The organism is Thermogutta hypogea (genome assembly GCF_055386265.1).
Window position 1 is genome coordinate 2,350,114 of sequence record NZ_AP042425.1, and the last position, 20,714, is coordinate 2,370,827.

Here is a 20,714-nt window from a genome sequence, read left to right on the forward strand (position 1 = left end):
CTAGGTCAGGACCGGGCAAACATTGAACCAAGTCCGTCCCTGCCGGTGCATCCATTCCTCGGAATACGGCGGTCCCCAACCCCCGGCCTCGTACAACTCCAATTGCGGCGGGCCGCCGGCATCCCACGCCGCTTGGATGGGGTCGATGATACTCCATGCCAGCTCCACTTCGTCCGCGCGAGCGAAAAGGCTGGGGTCCCCCATCATGACATCCAGCAGAAGGCGCTCGTAGGCCTCGGGCATTTCCCCGGCGAATTTCTCGCGGAAATTGAAATCCAAATCGGTCAAACGCATCTTCATCCCCGCGTCCGGGACTTTGGTCTGAAAGTGGATCTGAATTCCCTCGGCGGGCTGAATCTGAAGGACCAAGCGGTTGGCCTCGTGGATGCGACGCGGCCCTCCCTCGAACATCATGTGCGGCGGCTCGCGAAACTGGATCACGATCTGCGTCGTGCGGCAGGACATGGCCTTGCCCGAGCGGAGATAGAACGGCACGCCCTGCCAGCGCCAATTGTCCACGTACAGTTTGACCGCGCCGAAGGTGGCGGTCTCGCTCCCCGGAGGAACATTCGGCTCATCCCGATAGCGGCGATACTGCCCGCGGACGGTTTGCACGGCCACATCCTCCACCGTCAGCCGGCGCACCGCCCGCAGCACCTTGACCTTTTCGTCGCGAATGTCGTCGGCATTGACGCGGCTGGGCGGCTCCATGGCGGTCAACGTCAGCAGTTGCAGCAGATGGTTTTGAAACATGTCTCGTAGAATGCCGGCCGATTCATAAAACGCCGCCCGGCGCCCCACCGGCAAATCCTCCGCCGCGGTGATCTGCACGTGGTCCACGTAACGACGATTCCAGAGCGGCTCGAAGATCGTATTGGCGAAGCGCAGCACCAAGACGTTGCTGACGGTCTCCTTTCCCAGGTAGTGATCGATGCGATAGATCTGGTCCTCGGCAAAGACCTCGTGAACCTTGGCATTCAAGCGCCGCGCGGATTCCAAATCGCGCCCGAACGGCTTTTCGATCACCAAGCGACGGGGGGCCTCTCGCTCGGCCGCCATGCCCGCCGCCCCCAAATGGAGCACGGTCGGTTCGTAGAACTCGGGACTGAGCGAGAGGTAGTACATGCGGGCGTGAGGGCGTCCCTCCTCCAGTTCACCCAGATAGGTCCCCAGCCGCGCAATGTCCTCCGCACTCAACACGTCGCCGCGTTGATAGAAGACATGGGGCGAGAATTGCTCCCACATCTCTTCCGAAAAATGGCCGCCGGTGAATTGGGCGACATGCTCCCTCAACGATTCCCGCCAACTCTCGTGCGTGAATGGACTGCGGGACAGCCCGACGATGCGCGTGTTGCGAGGCAAACGGCCCTTGCGAAAAAGCTCGTATAGAGCGGGGATCAACTTTCGCTTCGTGAGATCTCCCGAAGCGCCGAAAATCACCACGGTGTGTTCCATGTTCGATCCCTCAACCCAGCCGCAAACCGCTCGATCTCCCGGCCGCCGTCTTTCTAACATGGTACGAAGAAAACCGTCGGGGGCCAGTCCTGCTCGGTCGCGAGCAGCAACGGCGGCCGCCGAAATCGCGGCGTTACCGGACCCGTCCCTTGCGAGAACCCCGTTAGGGCCCGTCGGACGGTTGAGTCAACCGCGCCGGTGCCGCGGCGGGTTCCGCCGGCTCCGTCCCCGAAGCCCCGCCGATCACGAACTGGAAGGGATTGGAATAGAGGGGGAGATGACGGTAGTACACTTCCAGGCAGTAGATTGTGAGACAGGTCACGTAAAGCCGCCCGGCCTCATTGGCCCAGGCATCTTCCGCGGGCCGCCGCGGATCCCAACTACCCGCCTCGGGTCCGGACTTGACTTGTTGATCCGGTAGCGCTTGCCGCATCACGCCGTTCCACTGTTTCCAGTGCTCGCCCTCCATGTGGTGGCAGGCTTGCGCCGCGTAGTACCAGAAGTAGACGTCGCGCTTGTTTTCTTCAAAGCTGATCAAATTGACGGGCTGGGTAATCCAATCCAGACCCTTGATCATGCGATCGTCGGTTCTCGGCCACCCCAGGTACTGCCGCATCAACAGCGCCTCGGCCGTCATGGCGAGGGTCGCCTGGCGCCCTTTCTGATAAGGGTACTTCGCCCCATTCTCCAAAGCCACGCGATCCAGGAATCGCTCCACCCGGCGCAGGTTGTCGGAAGGCACTTCCAGGCCGGCCATGCGGGCACTTTGAAGCGCCATCACGATCCAGCCGGTCACGGAGACGTCGCTGTCTGCGTTGGGGCTGTAACGCCAGCCGCCCTCGTCGCTTTGCGACCGCAACAAGTGCTCGATCGCCTTGATCGCCGGCTCGCGAAACCGCTCATCCCGCGTCATCCCCAAGATTTCACACAGGGCGATGGTGCACTGCCCCTGCGTGTAATAGCGATGGTTGAATCCGCCGGAGTGAAAGAAGTTCCCCTCGCCGTCCTGTTGCTGGAGCAACCAGTCCCATCCGCGGCGTACGTTCTCGCGGAAACGCCCCTGCTTGTGCGTATGCCCGGCGCCTTGAAAGGCCAACAGCGCCATGGCCGTCGCGGCGGCATGGTTCTCTTCCTGCCCGCCGGCGGAATACGGACCCTGCAAACTCCAAGAACCGTCTTTCAACTGCTGCCGCGCCAGCCACTCCAGCCCGCGATTCACGGCAGCTTCCGTCAAGGCCGTGCCGCCGTAGGCCGCCAATAGCGATCGCTTGCGTCCCTCTTCCCGGCCCTGGAGCGCGTAGCCGATGGCGGCGGCCTGGACGTCGCTGGTCGCCGTCACGCCGTTCTGCACCATCTCCACCGACGGCGGCGCGGCGAAGGGATTCTCGACCTCCGGCAAGTCCCGCGGCGTGAGAATCGGCTCCTCCACGTTTTCGGGATCGTTTCCCGCGAAAGGCGAATCGAATTCCAACTGCTCCCCCAATTTCTCGGCATAGATCTCCGCGGTCAGCTCCACATCCCGTCGCCACATCTGCGGCAGCATGATGAGGGCCAACACCACCATCAAAAGGGTGTGAAAGATCGCGCTGATCAGCCACGGGGGGGCATATCGAACGGCCGCTTCCGAGAGTTCTTCTTCCTCGTCGGTCGGGTTTGGAATCCCCACCAAATCCCGCCAAGTGCGACGCCGGCGCCGTTCGTTGTCCGCTTCCCGGTTCGTTGCGGCAGACTGTCCGGAATACGGCCGAACCGGTTGCCTCCCAGCGGAAAACGCCGCCGCACCCACCATCGGTTGCACACCCCGGCCCCGGCTCGGCCGTGATCGTTCCACTCCACTATTGGGGGAGATAGAATGCTGCGGAGGACTGATCCGGTCTGCGAACGATCCGCTATGGCCTCCACTATGGGCATAGGGGCTAGCATCTCCCGGCGGGTTGGGAAGGATCGGCGATTCACTCGACATCGCAAGACCGACGAAACAGACAAGCTAAAATGGATCGACAAACCGAACCCGATTTCGGGGCCGGCGCCTCGGGAAGCTTCGAATCCTCGCTTTCAATCGCGGGAAGTCAGCACACCGGGCACACGCAGATCGTCCGAAACACGGTATTAACATCACTTAATCGACCGCCCCGTCCCCCTTCGGAGTTTACCACACGCCGGAGAGGCCCACAACGCAATTCCGCGTCGCAACACACTCCAACGCTCCACGCCCCTCACTATGGAACCAAGTACCCCGAGATTCGAGCCAAGCTCATCCGAAGGTTTACATACCATAGAGGGGATTGGCTTCATGCTCTGTGGTGTATTGAAGCCTTTTACGACGAAAATCCCCTGGCAAAAGTCGTCCCCCTTGATACAATTGCGAAAATTTCGCTATGCTTGCCGTTCGATTTGTGCCGCTTCGCCCTTACAGCAACGTTCCAGGCATGCGGGCTTGGGGCGTTTGTGCGGTTTTGACCGAGCGATGTCGGCATTTATGGCGTATAAATCGTTTAGGGGTGCACGCGACGAACGGCTTGCTTGCCCCGGCCGATTGGGCGTTTTATTTTTTCTCCACATCGCAACATCGAACACTGGGTCGGCTGCCGAGATTTTCGCATTCCATGTTGTCGGCTCACCTGCAATCGAGGTTTTCGTGAATGGACGGGCGAACGGTATTCATTGAACGCGGGCCCAATGGGACCATTTTAGTTCGCGTGCCATCGCGACCGATCGGCGGGTATCAACCGCCGGACGCCGTCTTCACATTCCGCTGCGGCGATCCCCAATTCGAATACTGGATGGTGCAACTCGGCCACCAAGAATCGCCGGCACGAACCAACACGGTCACTTCGCCCTCCTGAATCCTCGGCCGGTCTCTCTCGACCGTACCGCGCTTCCGACCTCGCCCTCCTTCCGACTAATCCGCACGATCCGCATCCTTCGCGTTTCAGCTCCGCCGCCCTCTGGATTCCCGCGGGATTTTACTTGACTTGCCGGAAGCGTACCCCAGGGTTTAGTAGCGGTTACGCCATCGCGCATTGCGTGACGGCGCCCGTGTTCGGCTTTCTCACCCCCGTGTTTCAGGGCAGGAGCGTCCCGGCCGCGGATGCCCTGCCCGCCTTCGTAGATCTCCCGTGCTTTGTCGAGGGACTTCTCTACCGGGCGTTTGGGCTCAACGCGATTCGTCGCCTGCCGGCGGGAAACGCAGATGCCGCTGCAAGAAGCGGAACGTCCCCACACCGTGAATCGTGTGCGGTCCGGGAAACCATTCGATTTCCGTTCTTTCGGGGATTCCCAATTGAACATACAGGAGGCGTACCTTGGCGTACTCGTAGGCCACGGCCTCGTCACTGGACACGCCGTCGAAGTGTCCCCGTTCCACCATGAAGGGCCGCGGAGCGATGAGAGCAGCCATTTCCGCGTAGTTGAACGTCTCCCCCAAATCGAATTCAAAGATCTCGTACTCCCCCGTGCCGACATAGCTGTAGCGACTGCTCGTGGAGGCATTCTTCCAGATCCACTCATTGAAATCGGCGGAGCAGATCGACAGGCAATACTCGGGCACTACGGCGGGCACGCGCATCGCCGTCTTGCCCCCGTAGGACAACCCGTAGAACCCGATCCGGCTTGCGTCCACATAAGGCAAACTGCTCAACCATCGTAAGATTTGGCGATGCTGCGCCACGATGACGGCGAACAGCGTCTTCTTCAAGGGATACGCCTTTCTCTGGAGCGAGCGGAAGCGGTCGCCGAAAATGTAGGGATTCTGCGGCGCGAACACGACGAATCCTTGTTCCGCCAACCGTGCCGCAAAGTCGTGATAGGCCCTGTGATCTCCGGTAATGGTATCCTGGGGTCTTCCCTCCAATCCGTGCTGGCAGACCACCACAGGCCTCTTTTCGCCCGCCGCAACACCCTTGGGAACCAACAGCACTCCGTAGGCGAAGACCTCGTCGAACACGGGAATGACCACTTCGTAGCCGGACCACGTCGGCATATCATACGCGCGGCGCGACCTTGCCGCCGGCGGCGAGAGGGCGTCCTCGAAGCGACCCAACACTTCGTTTTCGAAGTAAGCACGATACCATTCCACCGTCTCGGCGTGACTCTCCAGCGAGCTGCGATCCAATCGGGCCAAAAACGCCCGCCGCACTTCAGCCGACCGCGCCAAGACTTGCTGACTGTGGCGATCCAGTTCGTGGATTTGTTGCGTCATGCGTTGCGTAGCATCGGGAAGCGGCTCTTCCGTTCGCTGCGGGGATTGCTCTTCCGGCGGAGCCTCCGCAATACCCAGCAGGCCCGCAAACCGTGCCAGGCATTCCGCCGTGGCGTATCGGCCGCGACCGTCTCCGCTGACAACAAGGTGCCGACGATCGCTCCGCGTGGGATCGGCAAGGAACTCCTCGGCTCGCTTCCACTCTTCCACAACGGCCTGCGGATCGGGCGTAGTAATGCTACCCGGAGCGCCGCCCAAGCCGGGGGGAAGGACGAAATCGGGCGCTCGACAGACTTCCACCACGCACCCTCGATCGGCCAATAAGCGGAGAATCTCCGCATCTCCAAAGCGATCCAGCCTCGCGAAGACGTTGCGATCTATCGGCTCCCGCCACATTTCCTCTCGCGGGCCGAAGTAGCCGCTGATACAGACCGCGTCGATCCGCGGGTCGACCGCCGCCGCATACATGGCCAACATCCCGCCTTCTCCCCACCCGATGACGCCGAGACGAGCCTCCGGCGAGGACACGCCGCGGAGATAATCCACGCCGGCCAGGATCTTCTGCACCTCGTATCCGATCACATGACGCCCCAACTCATAAGCCGGGCGATAGATGAATTCGCGATGGGTCAGCCGTACACTTCCCCGTGGAGCGATCTCGCGACTGATGAGCGTCGGCACCAGCACGCGGCAACCGGCGGCGGCCAATCTTGCCGCGTAACGGCATTCCGGGGGTACCCCTTCCACCAAACCCGCCGGCATCTCCGGCGTCATATCCGCATCCGGGATCGCCACCACGCCCGGCAGCGAATCCTTCCCTTCAACCGTCGGTACCAACCATAAGCCCTCGCCCGTCACGTCTTCGAAGGCGTGCCAACGGACCGCATAGATTTCATATCCCGGACCGATACCGATCCGGCCGGAACGGCCGGGCGAGGCAATCACCTGCAACTGAGGCGACTCGACCCTCGCGTCTTTCATCCCCAGAATCTTAGCCAGCGCCGCCCTCTCTTCCGCCAAAGGATCGGCATTTTCCTCCGCCGCTTCGGCCTTACGGAGTTGCTTGCCCCGCCAAACCTCATCTCGGCGGGACCTGCTCTCCGCGGTCTTTCGCGTGAGGAAGGCGTCGATGCCGTCCACCATCCGCGACGCGATATCGTCCGACCAATCCAGTAGCGTCGTTCCCGGGAGTGCGTCGCCGGACGGCAGGGCCGGCCTTGCCTCATCCGCCCAAGCCTGCCGGGACCATCCTCCCGACGCAACGGCCAGCGCTGCCGCCGTGACCGACACCAGGCCGACCCAGGCTACCAAACGGACCGGCTTGTCCGTGAGGTCGGCAATATCCGCACCCGCACCATGCCCCCCTTCGAGCAGACGCATGGACAACCTCCTATTGCGGCTCGCAAGCCGCCGCACGGGGATCAATGATACACGGAGCCAAAGACCGTGGACATCGGTCGCCGCGACCAAGGGCCGGCCGATTGGCACACTCGCGGCCGGTCGCGACCGATGCCCGATCGCTTCGCGACATCGGGCCAAGCTCGGAAGTCACGCCTTTTCTTGTTTTCTCGCTTCGGTTGGAAATTGTGCGCCGAACGGATAAGCCTTGGCAAGCGTCGGCCCCATTTCGCCGAGCGAAATCGCGCGGTTCGTTGACGAGCCGCGTTGAGTGGAGTAGTCTGAGCCTTTGGTTCCAACCGGAACGGCGGCAGGCCGAATCGGAATGTTTTGAGCGCCATCCTGGGGAGAACGCGTCGCGCTACCGCTTGGTGAACTTGTGGTTTTTCGGGGAGGCTTAACCGTGGATCGAAGAATATCTCTTGCCGGACGGCTCGTGGCGGTCGCCGCCTGCTGTTTGCCGTGGAGTTGCGTTCCGACGATGCACGCGGCGGAGCACGGGAGTGCTACCGGTCGGCTCCGTCCCAACGTCGTGATGATCATCTCTGACGATCAAGCTTGGAACGACTACGGTTTCATGGGCCATCCAGTTATCCGTACTCCGAACCTGGACCGCCTGGCCGCGCAGTCTCGCCTTTTCACCCGGGGCTACGTCCCGGCCTCCCTGTGCCGCCCTTCACTGGCGACGATGATCACGGGCCTTTACCCGCATCAACACGGCATCACGGGCAACGATCCGACCCTGCCCGACCCAAAGGTCAACAGCATGACGGGCCGCAAATTACCGCAATACGCCCGCTATTACGAGACCTTGATGCATCGCATGGAAATCCACCCGACGCTGCCCCGACTGCTTGCGCAAAAGGGCTACGTCTCGTTCCAGAGCGGAAAATGGTGGGAAGGAAATTTCGCCCGAGGCGGATTCACCGAAGGCATGACCCACGGCGACCCGGCTCGCGGCGGACGTCACGGCGATGAGGGTCTGAAAATCGGGCGGGAGGGCATGGAGCCGGTCTTTGATTTCGTACGCCGAGCCAAGGCGAGCGACAAACCGTTTTTCCTCTGGTACGCGCCCTTCTTGCCGCACGCCCCCCACACGCCGCCGCAACGCATTCTGGATCGCTATCTGGCTCTCATTCCGAGCGAGGCCGTGGCCCGATATTACGCCTCTTGCGAATGGTTCGACGAGACGTGCGGTCAGCTCTTGCAATTTCTCGAGGCTGAGGGACTTTCTTCGAATACCGTCGTCGTTTACGTCTGCGACAACGGCTGGATTCAAGATCCCGAAAAGCCGCACCACAGTTTTATGCCGCGTTCCAAGCGTTCGCCCTACGAAGGCGGCATCCGAACTCCGATCATGGTTGCTTGGCCGGGCAAGCTTGCGCCGCAACGCAATGAAACAACGCCGGTGAGCAGCATCGACCTGGCCCCGACCATTTTGCGGTTGTGCGGGGCGCCGGTGCCGGCGGACCTACCGGGCGTGGATTTGCTGGACGATCAGGCACTGGCCGCCCGATCGACCGTCTTCGGCGAAGTTTACGACCACAACGTGGCCGACGTGGACCACCCGACGAAGAGCCTGCAATATCGCTGGATCATCCATGGCGACCGGAAGTTGATCGTGCCGGTCGACCCGACCGTTCCAGCCGAGCTGTACAACGTGCTCCAAGACCCCCACGAGGAGCACCCCATTTCAGACCCGGACCTGGAGGCGAAGCTTCGCCGGGAACTCGATGCCTGGTGGAGCGGTGCGGAGGAATAGACGCGAAGAAAGTGGTTGGCGATCCTCCCGCAAGACGGCGCCGGCGGGCGCGTACCTTTTCCCCGGCGCGGACGGGAAGTGACCTTTTCGACGGCACTACCGCGGTTTCAACCGGAAGCGTAGCCTTGGGGGTGCCGCGCGAACCAGTTCCAAGCCGTGGCCATGATGGCGTCGATATCGCGATACTTCGGTTCCCACCCCAATTCCGCGCGGATCTTCGAGGCGTCGGCGTAGAGCACGGCCGGATCGCCGGGCCGTCGCGGGCCGTATTCCATCGGCACGGAACGGCCCGTCACTCGCTGTGCGGAGTCGATCACCTCGCGAACGGAGTAGCCCTTCCCGATGCCCAGGTTATAGATGCGGCGGTCTCCCGGTCGAAGCGAGGTCATCGCGGTGACGTGGGCCGCGCAGAGGTCCTCGACGTGAATGTAGTCCCGGATGCACGTCCCGTCCGGCGTGGGGTAATCCGTGCCGAAGACGGTGATCTTTTCCCGTTGACCCAAGATCGTCAACAAGATGGAGGGGATCAAGTGCGTTTCCGGATCGTGGTCCTCGCCCAGGGAGCCGTCGGCCGCGGCCCCGGCCACGTTGAAATACCGCAAGGCGGCATAGGCGAACCGGCCGTCCGCCTCGGCTTCGTCGGCAAGTATGCGTTCCACGAAATACTTGGATCTTCCGTAGGGATTGATGGGCCGCTGCGGCAACGATTCGACGATGGGCACTTGTTCGGGTTCCCCGTACGTGGCGCAGGTGGAACTGAACACGATGCGGCGGACCCCCGTTTGACGCATCGCCTCCAGCAAACTGATCGCCCCCGCCGTATTGTTGGCGTAGTACTTCAACGGCTCCGTGACCGACTCGCCCACGTAAGCCAAGGCCGCAAAATGCATGACGCAATCGACCTGATGCCGTGCGAGGATTTGCCGCAGAGTCGGACCGTCCGCCAAGTCGGCGTGGTAAAAAGGGACATCGCCGGGCACGGCCTCGCGATGGCCGCGATACAAGTTGTCCAGCACGATCGGTTCGTGGCCCGTCTCACGCAGCGCTTTCACGGCGTGCGATCCGATGTAGCCGGCCCCGCCGGTCACGAGAACTCGCATTCCAAGGTACTCCGTCGCTTACCCGAATTCGTTGCGATACCCCCGCATGGGGGCTCCGTCAACATGCCATCTCTACAAGTCTAGCTCGCGCCGAGCGCCTCCATAATGGGGATCGTTGCACACGCTGCGCGGCCGGATAACGCCGTTCATGACTCGTAACCGCCCCCAAAAATCTGCTCCGCCTCGCCCTGGCGTTCTCGGCCTAGTAAGCTACTCATCGGAGTCGGCTTCGGATCGCGCGTCAAATCAAACGGTCCAAGCGGCCCTCCGCCATTCCTGGGTTGCCCACTTGCAACCCTCACAAAGAGCAAAGGCGTTATCGACACTTCCAATAGGTCGCAGCTCGCATGGGGAACCGTCGCATGAAGGTCAGTCTATCGGTCGTACTACTCATAGTGGGAATGGTTTTGCCGCGGCCTGCCGCCGGCCGGGAGCCGGACGCCGATGCGAACGCAGACACTCCCCTTCTCATTCGCGACGGCTTGGTCGTCGAGTCTCTGGGAAAGCGATACACACCGGACCCGCGGCGCGTCATCGTGAGCCAAGACCAGGCCGATCAGGGAGGCAGCACCAGCGTCCGGAACACGGATGCCGATTATCTCGTATGGAAACCGGCCGGCTATTTCCAGCGTAATCGCGACCTCGGGCAGGTCTTCACGGCGCCCCACGACGTTCAACTCGATGCGATCGTCGTACGCACCGGGCCTTCCGATGCGGCCGTCGGCTTCGGCGCTCCCGGGGCGCCCGTTTTCGTGCAATTCTGCGAAGTCGTCGGCTCTCCCGTTCTGGACGAAAACGGAACGCCGTTCGGGACTGACGCGAAGCACGGATTTTCGACGAACCACCGTTGCGACGACGTCCTGCGAGGCGTTCAATACCGCCCCATCCAAGTCGTCTTAGGAGGAACGTTCCCCGACCTCTCACCGACTCGCGACTCAAGCGGAAAACCGACCACGGAGCTCGCCGGACGCTTGACTTACTTGCGGTGGCAACTGATCGGCGCCGCACGCCCCCGTCTTGCGGCCGGAAAACGATACGCGTTCGTGCTGGGGTTCGAAGAAGCCGCGAAAGAACGCTATTTTACGTTGGCCAATGCCAATGCCGCCGGTGTCAACGCCCCCGCGCGGCTCGGTGACGACCACGACCGATATCGCGACGGTTGGGCCGTTCGTCGGGAAGGCGATGGTTCGTGTCCGCCGACCATGATCTCCGGCCTCGCTCCGCCGCGTGATCCGACGCTCTTCGGACAACTTCTCCGAGAAGCGCTGTTTCCGGAAAATCCGCGACGCTTTTGCCTCTCTCCCACGACCGACGGCTACCCGGATGTTGACACGTACCGAGACTTGGAATTCTACTTGGAATCGAATTCGTCGGATTGTAACAAGATCTTCCGCTGACCTCGAAACAGGAATTGAGAGCCATGTCGGACCGCCGAGAATCCCCGCCGACAACGACTCCGGCCAAGTCCCGATTCCGAACATGCCTGACGGGACTCGCTTTGGCGACGATTTGTCTTTCGTCACGCTGCACCCAAGGACAAGATTTGAATTTTACGGCTGTGCGAGCGGAGGTCGATTTCGGAAGTCGCCTCCGGGAATGGGACGGATTCGGATTCAACTACGTAGAGACCGCGCAGACGAGGGATTATTCTTCGCAACCGCAGGATTACGGCGGCTTGAGCCTCCTTTCAGAAGACGATCGCCGCGAGATTATCGACTTGGTCTTCGGCGATGATGGATTACGGTGCGGCCTTTTGAAGATGTTCCTCGACCCCTTCCACCAGGACGAACCGGGCGGAAAGTACGATCATGCCCGTACGACCCAGTGGATGCGGTATTTCGCGCGGGAGGGCGTCAAGAAGGCGCGACAATCGGGCCGAGATGTCTCCATTATCACAACCCTCTACGGACCGCCCGCCTATATGACACGCCAGAAAACCTTGCGCGGCCGGGATCTCGACCCCGCGCACAAGAGCGACTTGGTGCACTATGTGGTGGACTGGGTGCGATATCTCCGCCAAACGGAAGGGCTTCCGGTGCGGTACGTTTCACTTCACAACGAGGGCGAGGACTGGCGGCGATGGACGAAGGCCGGGTTGACCGATCGTCCCAGCCATGATTACAACCTCTTCTGGCCTCCGGAGCAGGTAACCGAGTTCATTCCGTTGCTGTCTAGCGCGTTGAAGGAGGCGGGATTGGCCGACGTGGGCGTCACCTGCGGCGAGCCGACTAATTGGTACCGCTTCGACGCCTGGGGATATGCCGACGCGATCACCGACGACTCCGATGCCCTGAGGCAACTAGCCCTGATCACTTCCCACGGCTTCTACTCCGGGACCTACGGCCAATGGTTCGGCGAGCATAAGAGCGCCGGGATCGACAAATTGCGAGCCCTCCGTCCCGATCTTCACGCTTGGGTGACTTCCACGAGTTGGAGTCAAATGGACGCCCGAAATATCAAGGAACACCACGGAAACACTTACACCGCCAAAGTCAACGGCATCATCCCTTGGGCCGGCATTCAGCGACCCTCGCAATGGATCGGCGGCGATCCCAATCCCGGCTCGGCCTTCACGGTCCATGAAGACGGCTCCTGGGAGGTGCGGCGAGGCTACTGGTTTTACAAGCAAGTAACCACGGCCGGGCAACCAGGAATGGCCGTGGTACGTACGTCCGCCATGGATTCCGAGATTGCCGTCATCGCGTTCGACGACAACGGTACGGAGAACCCGGATGCATTCGTCGTGGTCAATATCGGCAGTGACAAGAAGGTCTCTCTGCGAATCAAGGGTACTTCCGCGACATCGTTCACAGCATTTCGCACCAACCAAGAGGGCACCGAAAAATTCGCCGCCCTCGGTTCGCAAGACGTGGAATCCGGAGTCTTGATCTATGATGCCCCCGGCGGTTCCACCACCACTTTCTTCGCTAAAGATTGAGCGCGTCGGCAACGTCGTCACGGCAGCCCTGCGTACAGCGTCCATTGAAGCGAGTGAACTCGATGCTCAACCTTCCGGGAGGGATGAGCCGTATGATTTGTCCTCGCTGTAAAAAGCCGCTGGAGAAAAAGGTCACCCCGAAAGGCTCCTTCTTCGAGTGCTCCGAATGTCGCGGTCGAGCGATCAACTGGGCTGTCGTCAGGAGACGTGTTCGCAAAGAGGTGGTGCGGCACATTTGGCAGGAGGTCAGGGAGAAGGCCCCTTCCTCCGCCCTCGCCTGCCCCGCCTGCCGCCGGAGCATGAGCCTCGTCGCCGTCGGCGTCGGTGACCATTCCTTGGAAATCGACCTTTGTCAGCGCTGCCAGTTGGCCTGGTTCGACGCCGGGGAACTGCAAAGCCTTCCCACGAGTGAGAGCTCCCCCGCCTTAAAGCGGGAGTTTCCGCCCGAAGTGAAAGAGAAACTCGCCCTCTTGGAATTGGAGCGGATGCGCCGTCTAGAAAGTCAGGCTGTCGCCGAGGACGAAATCCCGGACAACCCTCTGCATTGGTTGATCGGCCTGCTCGGCCTTCCCGTCGAGCTGGACGCCCCGGCCGTCCGCTGCCGGCCTTGGATCACCTGGGGACTGGCGGCGGCTTGTATCGCGATTTTCTTCGCCACCAGGCACGACACGCCCGGTTTCGCCGAGGCGTTCGGCATCATTCCCGCCGACCTCTTCCGCTTGGGCGGCTTAACCATTTTCTCCGCCTTTTTTCTGCACGCCGACATTTGGCATTTGCTGGGCAACGTGTATTTCCTCGTGGTCTTCGGCGACAACACCGAGGACCAGCTCGGGCGATTACCCTATCTCGGCCTACTGATCCTCGGCCAACTCTTCGGCGCGCTTTCCCACGCTCTATTGGTGCCGCACTCCACGGTCCCCTGCATCGGGGCCAGCGCGGCCGTCTCCGCCGTGATCGTCTCCTACGCATTGAGTTTCCCCAATGCCGCGATCGCGGTGATGTGGCGCCATTACCTTTTCTTTCGTTGGCTGCGCTTTCCCGCCGCGGTGGGGCTGATTCTGTGGATCATCCTTCAAGTAATCCTAACCTCGCTCCAAGCCCAAGACCTCACCAATGTATCGGCCGCGTCGCATCTAGGGGGCGCCTTGGTGGGCATGATAATCTGGACGATCTATCGCCTTCAACGCGGCGGTGACGGCGGGAATCTCTGACATCGAGGTCGCTAGCGCCTGCGCCCCAGTGCGAGATCCTTTGCCCGAAAACGAGCCGGCGAACAGGGCACCGACCCTCTCCCAGTTTTTGCGGCGGCGGCTTTGCCGATCTTGCCAAAGCCGCTCGTCGCGGCGCACAATAGTCTCGGGCATGCAGCCGCAGACTCACTTTCCCTGCTAGCGATCGCCCACCCACGCACAACGCAAATTCCGGCGAAGACCGCTTGAGGAGCCGATCATGGCCAAAGATACCGATGTCCGAATCGTATCCGTGGACACCGCCACAGAGGAATACGCTTACCGCACGCCGATGAAATTCGGGGGCCGCGTCGTGGAAGGCGTAATTCTTCGTAACGTGGTGATCGAGGTGGAAACTCGCCGCGGACTTCGCGGACGCGGATTCGGCTCCATGCCCGTCGGCAACGTCTGGGGTTGGCCCAGCAACGTGGTACCGGCCGAGGATACCCTGACCGCCATGACCCGAATGGGCGAGCACCTAGTCTCTCGCGTGGCGGAGCATAAAGGCTGGGGCCATCCCCTGGAGATCACGCCTGATTGGGCAGGCTATTATGACACCGCGGCCGAAGAGACCGGGCAGGAATTGCGCTTGCCGGAACCCATGCCCAAGCTCGCTCGCCTGGTCGTCGCAAGCCCCTTCGAGGCCGCACTGCACGACGCCTACGGCAAGGCCCTCGGCAGGAACTCGTACGACCTGCTGGGCAAGGAATTCGTCAGTGCCGACCTGGGACATTTCCTCTCGCCCGAATTCGCCGGAGAATACTTGGACGCCTACACGTTGCGGAGACCGAAGGATCGCATGCCGCTGTACCACCTGGTGGGAGCCTTGGATCCGCTCACCGACCAAGATATCCCGCAGCGTCTCAACGACGGCCTGCCGGAGACGCTGCCGGAGTGGATCCTTGCGAACGGCTTGACCCATTTGAAGATCAAGCTCAACGGCGATGATCTGGATTGGGATGTGCACCGCGTGGTCGCCGTGGATCGGGTCACCGCGGAAACGCAGTCACGACGGGGCTGCGACCGCTGGTTCTACTCGGCCGATTTCAACGAGCGGTGCAAGTCCGTGGATTACGTCCTCGAATTCATGGCCAAGGTGCGGGAACAGACGCCCCAAGGATTCGAGCGGCTGCAATACATCGAGCAGCCGACGCACCGGGATTTGCGTGCCCACCTGGAGAACAAAATGCACCGGGCGGCGGCGATCAAGCCGGTAGTCATCGATGAATCCCTAGTGGACTACGAGAGCCTGATGTTGAGCCGCGAATTGGGGTATTCGGGTGTGGCGCTGAAGGCGTGCAAGGGGCAAACGGAGGCCCTGCTGATGGGCGCGGCAGCCCAAAAGTTCCGCCTGTTCCTCTGCGTGCAAGACCTGACCTGCCCCGGCTATTCCTTCCTGCACTCGGCCTCCCTGGCGGCTCGCATCCCAACGGTGGCCGCCATCGAGGGCAATGCCCGGCAATACTGTCCGGCCGGCAATCGCGGATGGGAAGATGCCTATCCCTCCATGTTCCGCATCCACGAAGGTACGGTAGGCACGGGGATTTTGACCGGCTCCGGCCTCGGCTTCGAGCCGATCGCGACCGGCATTCGCTAAGGCCCTGCCGATCGCACAGACCGTCGCGGTCGCGCCGTCTCCGGCCGGGTCACAAGAGGCATCGGCACCCCGTCGCCTTCACTCCGCGGCGCAGGCGACGGGAACCGGCGCCAAACCCACTTCCAATGTGAGCGGCCCCCACTCCGTTTCGAAACTGATGCAAATAGGCGTTACATTAGAAGGAAAATGAACTTCGTGGTCTTTCCCGGTGATGACGTTGGGGAGACTGACGGCCAATTCGTAGACTTCCAGTTGGGCCTTCGCCCCGCCGGCCACCATGTTGGTCAGCTCGCCGACGGCGTCGAGAACGTCCGCATCGACCTCAGTCGTCTCGGCCAAAAGCAAGGTGGACGCGGCCCTCAGCGCCACTTCTCGCGAGAGGCTCAGGACGACCGTTCCCACCGCCTTGCCGGTTAATCCGATCACGCCGCTGATTTCATGCGACGAGCGACCGCTCTCCTTGAGACTCAGTTCACCCCGCCGGACACGGCAACTCAACATGGTCTGAAACGTGTTGTTCAGCGACGTGATGAACGGGTTGATGAACTCGGCTCGCATGGAAGGAATGCTCCCTGGTATTGCTCGTGCCGGAGAGTTGGTGCCGTCCGCGCCGTTCGTCTCGGTTTCCCGGCTCCGGCGTAGCGGAGCCACGCGCCGGCGGCCGTGGCGTCTCCGCCCCGTTCGCGACGGAAACCATAAACGACAAGGCCGTTCAGCCGCGGAAGTCGTTTGCCGCAAACAACCCTGCGACGCCCCTCGCGTCTTCGCAAACGTAGGTTTCTCCCGCCGGGGAGTCAAAGCCCTCCGGATGATGGGAAAGATTCTCGCCGGTGGGGCATGCGTGGAATCGTCAGAAAGCGCACAACCGGACTGCCGAAAGACGAGCGAGCAAGCAGGGGTTGCGGCCTCAAGGCGCTTCGTCGATCCGTCCCACCCAATCAGGGTGCTTCTTCGATGCGTCCCACCCAAACGGCCGAGAAGGCTTCGGACTCGAACAGCTCCACCCGCAGACTATCGACCCGCGCCCGCGGGAAATCCGGGGCTTGCTGCAAGGCGGCCCGAACGGCTTCACCCAAATAGGCGACGAGGTGTTCGGCCGTGGTGTTCGGGAGGGGTAGGAAACAGCAATCCTCCCGGGGCAAACAGCGCCGCTTTCCGGCGGAGACGAGTTGCACTTCCCCGTCCTTTTCCACGACGCCGATCCAAGATGAATCGCCGGGAACGAGGACGCGGTGATCGAGGGGAAGGAGGATTTCCCGGACGATCTGCTCCAGGCGGAGAAAATCAAAAAGAAGACCGGCCGGCGACGGTCGGCCGGTCAGTTCGACGACGACCCTGTAGTCGTGGCCGTGAAGCGTCTCGCACGTGCCGTCGTCAAAGCAAATAAAATGAGCGGCGCTGAACCGGAAGTGCGGCGACGCCGCACGGATGGTTGCCGATGGAACGGAATGCGTCACGAGTTCGCCCGATCATCTCCGTCGCGGGACCTGTGTTCGGACCGCCGATCCCTCGCCGACAGGCAGCGCCCGCAGCACCGCCTTGCCGTCCCATCCATCCCCGTCCCTTTTCTTACCGTAATCAAGGTAACTCGGGCGAGGCCTCCGGAAGCGTCCCGGCCGACGCAACGCCCTTTCGCTCCCGACGTTTCTCCAATTCCCGCCCCACCACCTGGTTAAGCCGGTCCGCCGCACGATTAATCACCGTGACCAGATCGGCGTCACGATCTTCAATCTTGATGAGCTTTCCTCCTTTCAGAGAAACCAGAACGCGACACTCCTTGTCAACGCCCCCTCGCGGACCATTCACGTCTTCGAGGACGACTTCCACGCTGTTGATCCACCCGTTGAACTGGTCGACGGCGAAATTGATCCGACGTTGGACCAATTCCTGCGTGGTCTCATCCAAATTGACGCGACGGGTTAAGACGCGGAGTTCCATGGTACCCTCCTCTCAAACCGCGAGAAAACGAGGACGTCCCCGCCGGACGTCCTGACGGTTGCGCAAAAGAAGCATCCATTCGGCCCCGGAAAAGAGAAAGACGGAGCAATACGGGATGCGGGACTCGGCATCGGTTCTCCCGAACTTACCCATCCCAAATGCATGGGCACCCCCGAGAAGAAAAGCCGCGCTTCCATGTCGAAAAACGGAATCCTGCATGGAGCGACCGAAGGGGCCTCTCGGTCGCACGCTATCGCGTACCATATCCTATCCGTGTTTCCAGCATAAACAAGCCTTTTCCATAATTGTAGTGCGCAGCAAGCAGGAAAACCGACTCGAACCACCATTTTGGAGGGAATCGGCGATTTTCGCCGCCCCGACATACGCCGTTTCTAAGGACGCAGGAAGATTACTTCCGGTTCGGCTTCTACTCGGCAACCTTCGAATTGGAGCTGCTTGGCGGGGTCGTTTCGATTCCCACAAGCGGCCGCCCACTAGGATCACCCTCCGGTTCCGTCTTCCAGCGCTGATCTTTAACCTAAGCCTGATCCTTAACCTAGACGCCTCCGGCGGCCCGCCTATCGTAGGCATGGACCGCATTTTGCGAAACCGCCCGGTCGAATGCGGTGTATACTGTTACGCCTGGACGTAATCCAGAGCATTATCGCGACTCGTTTGCCGGTGAGCAGTCCGGGTCTGCTATCGGAGAAGCCGGCGGCGTTCCACGTTTTCCTCAGACCCATCGAGGCCGATCCGATCCATGATGGTCACTAGCGGCGGATTATCCCGTACCGTTTTGTGCTTGGCGGTGTTCAGTGTCGCCTTGACGACGCGGCTCGCCCACGGCGATCCGCTCGATTGGGGACTGCTACCCCAGAATTGGAATTGGTGCGCGCACCTCGATGTCGACAATTTGAAAAAGTCATCCGTGGCAGTCCAAATCATCGATCAAATCGTCGATCAAAACGCTGATCTGCGCAAACTGCGCGAAATTCCGCTGATCGGCTTGAACCCCGGCGAAGACATCCAAAGCGCCACGATTCTCGGCACGGGCTTCAACCCCGAGAGGGGCATCGTCCTGCTGCGAGGACGCTTCGACCAGAAGCGTTTAGCGGCCCTGGTTTCACTTTCCCCTCGCTATGAAACGCAGTCCTTCGAGGGCAAGGTGTTGCATCGGTGGTGGGACCAGGACCAGAACTCCTACATGGTAGGCACATTTCTGAGTGAAGACCGACTGGGCTTCGGCAAGGATGAGGCCGCGCTCCGCGCGACGATCACCGCCATGGCCGCGAATCGGACGGCTCCTGACCCGTTTTTCGTAAATGATCCGCAGACGTTTTTCGTCTTCCATGCCCGGGGTCTGGACGACCTGCCCGTCCCCTTCGCCTCGCCCATCGTGAAGCGCAGCCGACGCTTGAGTCTGGCCGTCGGGCAGCGAGAAGATCAAGCGTTCGCCATTTTGGCCGCGGAATTCCAATCGCCGAGCACCGCCGCCGACGTGCGAGACGTGCTTGCCGGGCTGGCGGCTTTGGGGCGACTGCAAAACGCCGATCGACCACGGATTTACGAGTTGTTGCAGGCGATGCGATTCACGGCGGAAGGGAACGTCGTCCGCGGCGAATGGCAGGGATCGTCCGCAACCCTGCAAACGGTTTGGGAAAAGGACATCGTTCCGAAGTTGCCATAGATTTTTCTCCCCGGCAGGCGCAGAAAGAGATTGCATCACAGGATGTCCGCGGTGCAGGAATCGGAAGTGCGATGCGACCTCCAATCGCTGTCCGATGAGCAGTTGGCTCATCAGGCGCAGGAGGGCTGCGCCGCGAGTTTTGAGGAATTGGTGCGACGCTATCAGGTACCCATCCTCCACTTTTTGCGACGCAGGGCCTTCGACGCCGCCGACGTGGAGGATATGACGCAAGAGACGTTTTTGCGCGTGTATCGTAAGCTGCGGCATTATCGCGCCGACCGCGCGTTTCGGCCGTGGCTGTTTACGGTGGCCTTTCGCGTCGCCCTGAATGCGGCGCGTGACAAACGCCGAGCCGAGCAGGCTAAACCGATGGAGAGTCTCGTGATCGAGGCCCCCCCGGCGGCTCGCGACGGAGAGGAACGCGAAACACACTTGCGGCTATGGAACATCGCTGAGGACGCCTTGACCGAGCCGCAATTCACCGCTTTGTGGCTGTTTTATGTGGAGAAGTTGAGCGTTCGGGAAATCGGTTACGTCCTCGGACGAACCGCGGCGTCGGTAAAGACTACGCTGTTTCGGGCGAGAAAGCGACTGGAGCCCTATCTCCAGGAGTTTACCGCGGAATGGGAACGGCCGATCCCGCCCGCAACGGAAGTCGGCCCGTGAGGAGAAGATGGAATCGTGAATCGCTCGTCGGGAGCGGCGGGTGAGCGCGGGCCCCGGCCCACGATTGCTTGGGCCTGTATGGACGCCGTCGTTACCGTTGGTCGTTGATTTGATGAGGGAAGTTCCCATGCGGGATTCGACGTCTTCCGATGCCGATCGCGGGTCGTTCGCCGACTCGCGGTTGGCGGCGCGCCTTCGGCAAGAGGCACTCCAGGATCGCCCCGTGTTTTCGCCGTCGCTCCACGCACGGATCATGCGGGCGGTGGAAAACGAAGCGACTTTGGGGAACGGCGGCGGCCGCCTCGTCCTCTTTCGAGGCGAAGATAGCGCATGGAACCTGCGGCTGGTTTTTTGGGGCGTGATCGCCGCAACCCTGGTGATCGGTTCGGTCGTCTTGTGGTTCGGCTTCAATGGCGGTGATTTCGGCGGCGTAGCGGCTTCGGGAACCGGGGGGGCTCAAGTCGCGCAAGATGCCGCGGCTCCGCGACCGGACTCCGCCACCCCGCCGCCCGAGGTCTTGGAGACCGCGTCGTTGCTTCCCGATATCGCCATCCGGCAATTGCAGTTGACGTTGGTTCAAGTTCAAGACCGGCAATGGGCCTATCTGGATCACGATGCCGCAGTGGCCAAGCGTCTGGTCGAAAGCCAATTTCCGACCGGTTTGGCGGCGGCTGATACTCCGTGAACCTAGCCGGGACGCGCGACCGCCGCATCGCGTCCCCAAAGCTTGGCGCAAGATACGC

At 61.4% G+C, this 20,714-nt stretch carries 16 protein-coding genes; 9 read left to right on the forward strand and 7 right to left on the reverse strand.

The genetic code is table 11. The annotated features are described in order from the left end of the window. Together zwf and ACZ5B4_RS08470 are read right to left on the reverse strand one after the other, a co-directional pair. Complete coding sequence (gene zwf / locus ACZ5B4_RS08465; protein WP_464910789.1) at nucleotides 1–1,455, reverse strand: glucose-6-phosphate dehydrogenase; 1,455 nt, start codon at nucleotides 1,453–1,455, stop codon at nucleotides 1–3. A 163-nt stretch (nucleotides 1,456–1,618) separates the two neighbouring features. After that, on the reverse strand, nucleotides 1,619–3,121 hold the full coding sequence (locus tag ACZ5B4_RS08470) for a prenyltransferase/squalene oxidase repeat-containing protein (RefSeq protein ID WP_464910790.1): 1,503 nt from the start codon (nucleotides 3,119–3,121) through the stop codon (nucleotides 1,619–1,621). Between the two features lie 976 nt (nucleotides 3,122–4,097). Here ACZ5B4_RS08470 and ACZ5B4_RS08475 point away from each other — a divergent pair. After that, nucleotides 4,098–4,301 carry a hypothetical protein gene (locus ACZ5B4_RS08475; RefSeq protein WP_464910791.1) on the forward strand — a complete coding sequence of 68 codons (204 nt, stop codon included), beginning with the start codon at nucleotides 4,098–4,100 and terminating at the stop codon, nucleotides 4,299–4,301. A gap of 311 nt (nucleotides 4,302–4,612) precedes the next feature. Here ACZ5B4_RS08475 and ACZ5B4_RS08480 read toward each other — a convergent pair whose 3' ends face one another. Further along, nucleotides 4,613–7,036, reverse strand: a complete 2,424-nt coding sequence (locus ACZ5B4_RS08480; protein ID WP_464910792.1) for a dienelactone hydrolase family protein — start codon at nucleotides 7,034–7,036, stop codon at nucleotides 4,613–4,615. Nucleotides 7,037–7,457: 421 nt separating this feature from the next. Here ACZ5B4_RS08480 and ACZ5B4_RS08485 point away from each other — a divergent pair, with 421 nt between their 5' ends. Next, a complete protein-coding gene (locus tag ACZ5B4_RS08485) occupies nucleotides 7,458–8,816 on the forward strand; it encodes a sulfatase family protein (protein ID WP_464910793.1) in 1,359 nt (452 codons plus the stop codon). A 107-nt stretch (nucleotides 8,817–8,923) separates the two neighbouring features. Here the strand turns inward: ACZ5B4_RS08485 and galE are convergent, their stop codons facing one another. After that, nucleotides 8,924–9,916 carry a UDP-glucose 4-epimerase GalE gene (gene galE / locus ACZ5B4_RS08490; protein ID WP_464910794.1) on the reverse strand — a complete coding sequence of 331 codons (993 nt, stop codon included), beginning with the start codon at nucleotides 9,914–9,916 and terminating at the stop codon, nucleotides 8,924–8,926. A 362-nt stretch (nucleotides 9,917–10,278) separates the two neighbouring features. Here galE and ACZ5B4_RS08495 point away from each other — a divergent pair, with 362 nt between their 5' ends. From ACZ5B4_RS08495 to ACZ5B4_RS08510, 4 genes are all read left to right on the forward strand, one after another. Further along, nucleotides 10,279–11,313, forward strand: coding sequence for a hypothetical protein (locus ACZ5B4_RS08495; protein WP_464910795.1), 1,035 nt, complete (start codon nucleotides 10,279–10,281; stop codon nucleotides 11,311–11,313). A gap of 23 nt (nucleotides 11,314–11,336) precedes the next feature. Continuing rightward, the gene (locus tag ACZ5B4_RS08500; RefSeq protein WP_464910796.1) at nucleotides 11,337–12,854 is read left to right on the forward strand and encodes a glycoside hydrolase; all 1,518 of its coding nucleotides are present in this window, start codon (nucleotides 11,337–11,339) and stop codon (nucleotides 12,852–12,854) included. Between the two features lie 92 nt (nucleotides 12,855–12,946). Continuing rightward, the gene (locus tag ACZ5B4_RS08505; protein WP_464910797.1) at nucleotides 12,947–14,065 is read left to right on the forward strand and encodes a rhomboid family intramembrane serine protease; all 1,119 of its coding nucleotides are present in this window, start codon (nucleotides 12,947–12,949) and stop codon (nucleotides 14,063–14,065) included. Between the two features lie 238 nt (nucleotides 14,066–14,303). Then, nucleotides 14,304–15,680, forward strand: a complete 1,377-nt coding sequence (locus tag ACZ5B4_RS08510; protein WP_464910798.1) for an enolase C-terminal domain-like protein — start codon at nucleotides 14,304–14,306, stop codon at nucleotides 15,678–15,680. A gap of 78 nt (nucleotides 15,681–15,758) precedes the next feature. Here ACZ5B4_RS08510 and ACZ5B4_RS08515 read toward each other — a convergent pair whose 3' ends face one another. From ACZ5B4_RS08515 to ACZ5B4_RS08525, 3 genes are all read right to left on the reverse strand, one after another. Continuing rightward, complete coding sequence (locus ACZ5B4_RS08515; protein WP_464910799.1) at nucleotides 15,759–16,238, reverse strand: chemotaxis protein CheX; 480 nt, start codon at nucleotides 16,236–16,238, stop codon at nucleotides 15,759–15,761. A gap of 380 nt (nucleotides 16,239–16,618) precedes the next feature. Then, nucleotides 16,619–17,137: a 6-pyruvoyl trahydropterin synthase family protein gene (locus ACZ5B4_RS08520; RefSeq protein ID WP_464910800.1), complete on the reverse strand. Its 519-nt coding sequence runs from the start codon at nucleotides 17,135–17,137 to the stop codon at nucleotides 16,619–16,621. A 121-nt stretch (nucleotides 17,138–17,258) separates the two neighbouring features. Continuing rightward, on the reverse strand, nucleotides 17,259–17,618 hold the full coding sequence (locus tag ACZ5B4_RS08525) for an HPF/RaiA family ribosome-associated protein (protein WP_464910801.1): 360 nt from the start codon (nucleotides 17,616–17,618) through the stop codon (nucleotides 17,259–17,261). Nucleotides 17,619–18,378: 760 nt separating this feature from the next. On the opposite strand from ACZ5B4_RS08525, the gene ACZ5B4_RS08530 reads away from it, so the two are divergent. From ACZ5B4_RS08530 to ACZ5B4_RS08540, 3 genes are all read left to right on the forward strand, one after another. After that, nucleotides 18,379–19,305: a hypothetical protein gene (locus tag ACZ5B4_RS08530; RefSeq protein WP_464910802.1), complete on the forward strand. Its 927-nt coding sequence runs from the start codon at nucleotides 18,379–18,381 to the stop codon at nucleotides 19,303–19,305. A 42-nt stretch (nucleotides 19,306–19,347) separates the two neighbouring features. Further along, nucleotides 19,348–19,971: an RNA polymerase sigma factor gene (locus tag ACZ5B4_RS08535; RefSeq protein ID WP_464910803.1), complete on the forward strand. Its 624-nt coding sequence runs from the start codon at nucleotides 19,348–19,350 to the stop codon at nucleotides 19,969–19,971. A 127-nt stretch (nucleotides 19,972–20,098) separates the two neighbouring features. Continuing rightward, complete coding sequence (locus ACZ5B4_RS08540) at nucleotides 20,099–20,656, forward strand: hypothetical protein (RefSeq protein WP_464910804.1); 558 nt, start codon at nucleotides 20,099–20,101, stop codon at nucleotides 20,654–20,656. Nucleotides 20,657–20,714 lie beyond the last annotated feature (58 nt).

Coding starts and splice junctions, on each gene's coding strand:
- zwf (WP_464910789.1), bottom strand. CDS start 1,455: ATGGAACACACCGTGGTGATTTTCGGCGCTTCGGGAGATCTCACGAAG.
- ACZ5B4_RS08475 (WP_464910791.1), top strand. CDS start 4,098: ATGGACGGGCGAACGGTATTCATTGAACGCGGGCCCAATGGGACCATT.
- ACZ5B4_RS08480 (WP_464910792.1), bottom strand. CDS start 7,036: ATGCGTCTGCTCGAAGGGGGGCATGGTGCGGGTGCGGATATTGCCGAC.
- galE (WP_464910794.1), bottom strand. CDS start 9,916: ATGCGAGTTCTCGTGACCGGCGGGGCCGGCTACATCGGATCGCACGCC.
- ACZ5B4_RS08495 (WP_464910795.1), top strand. CDS start 10,279: ATGAAGGTCAGTCTATCGGTCGTACTACTCATAGTGGGAATGGTTTTG.
- ACZ5B4_RS08500 (WP_464910796.1), top strand. CDS start 11,337: ATGTCGGACCGCCGAGAATCCCCGCCGACAACGACTCCGGCCAAGTCC.
- ACZ5B4_RS08505 (WP_464910797.1), top strand. CDS start 12,947: ATGATTTGTCCTCGCTGTAAAAAGCCGCTGGAGAAAAAGGTCACCCCG.
- ACZ5B4_RS08510 (WP_464910798.1), top strand. CDS start 14,304: ATGGCCAAAGATACCGATGTCCGAATCGTATCCGTGGACACCGCCACA.
- ACZ5B4_RS08515 (WP_464910799.1), bottom strand. CDS start 16,238: ATGCGAGCCGAGTTCATCAACCCGTTCATCACGTCGCTGAACAACACG.
- ACZ5B4_RS08525 (WP_464910801.1), bottom strand. CDS start 17,618: ATGGAACTCCGCGTCTTAACCCGTCGCGTCAATTTGGATGAGACCACG.
- ACZ5B4_RS08530 (WP_464910802.1), top strand. CDS start 18,379: ATGATGGTCACTAGCGGCGGATTATCCCGTACCGTTTTGTGCTTGGCG.
- ACZ5B4_RS08535 (WP_464910803.1), top strand. CDS start 19,348: ATGTCCGCGGTGCAGGAATCGGAAGTGCGATGCGACCTCCAATCGCTG.
- ACZ5B4_RS08540 (WP_464910804.1), top strand. CDS start 20,099: ATGCGGGATTCGACGTCTTCCGATGCCGATCGCGGGTCGTTCGCCGAC.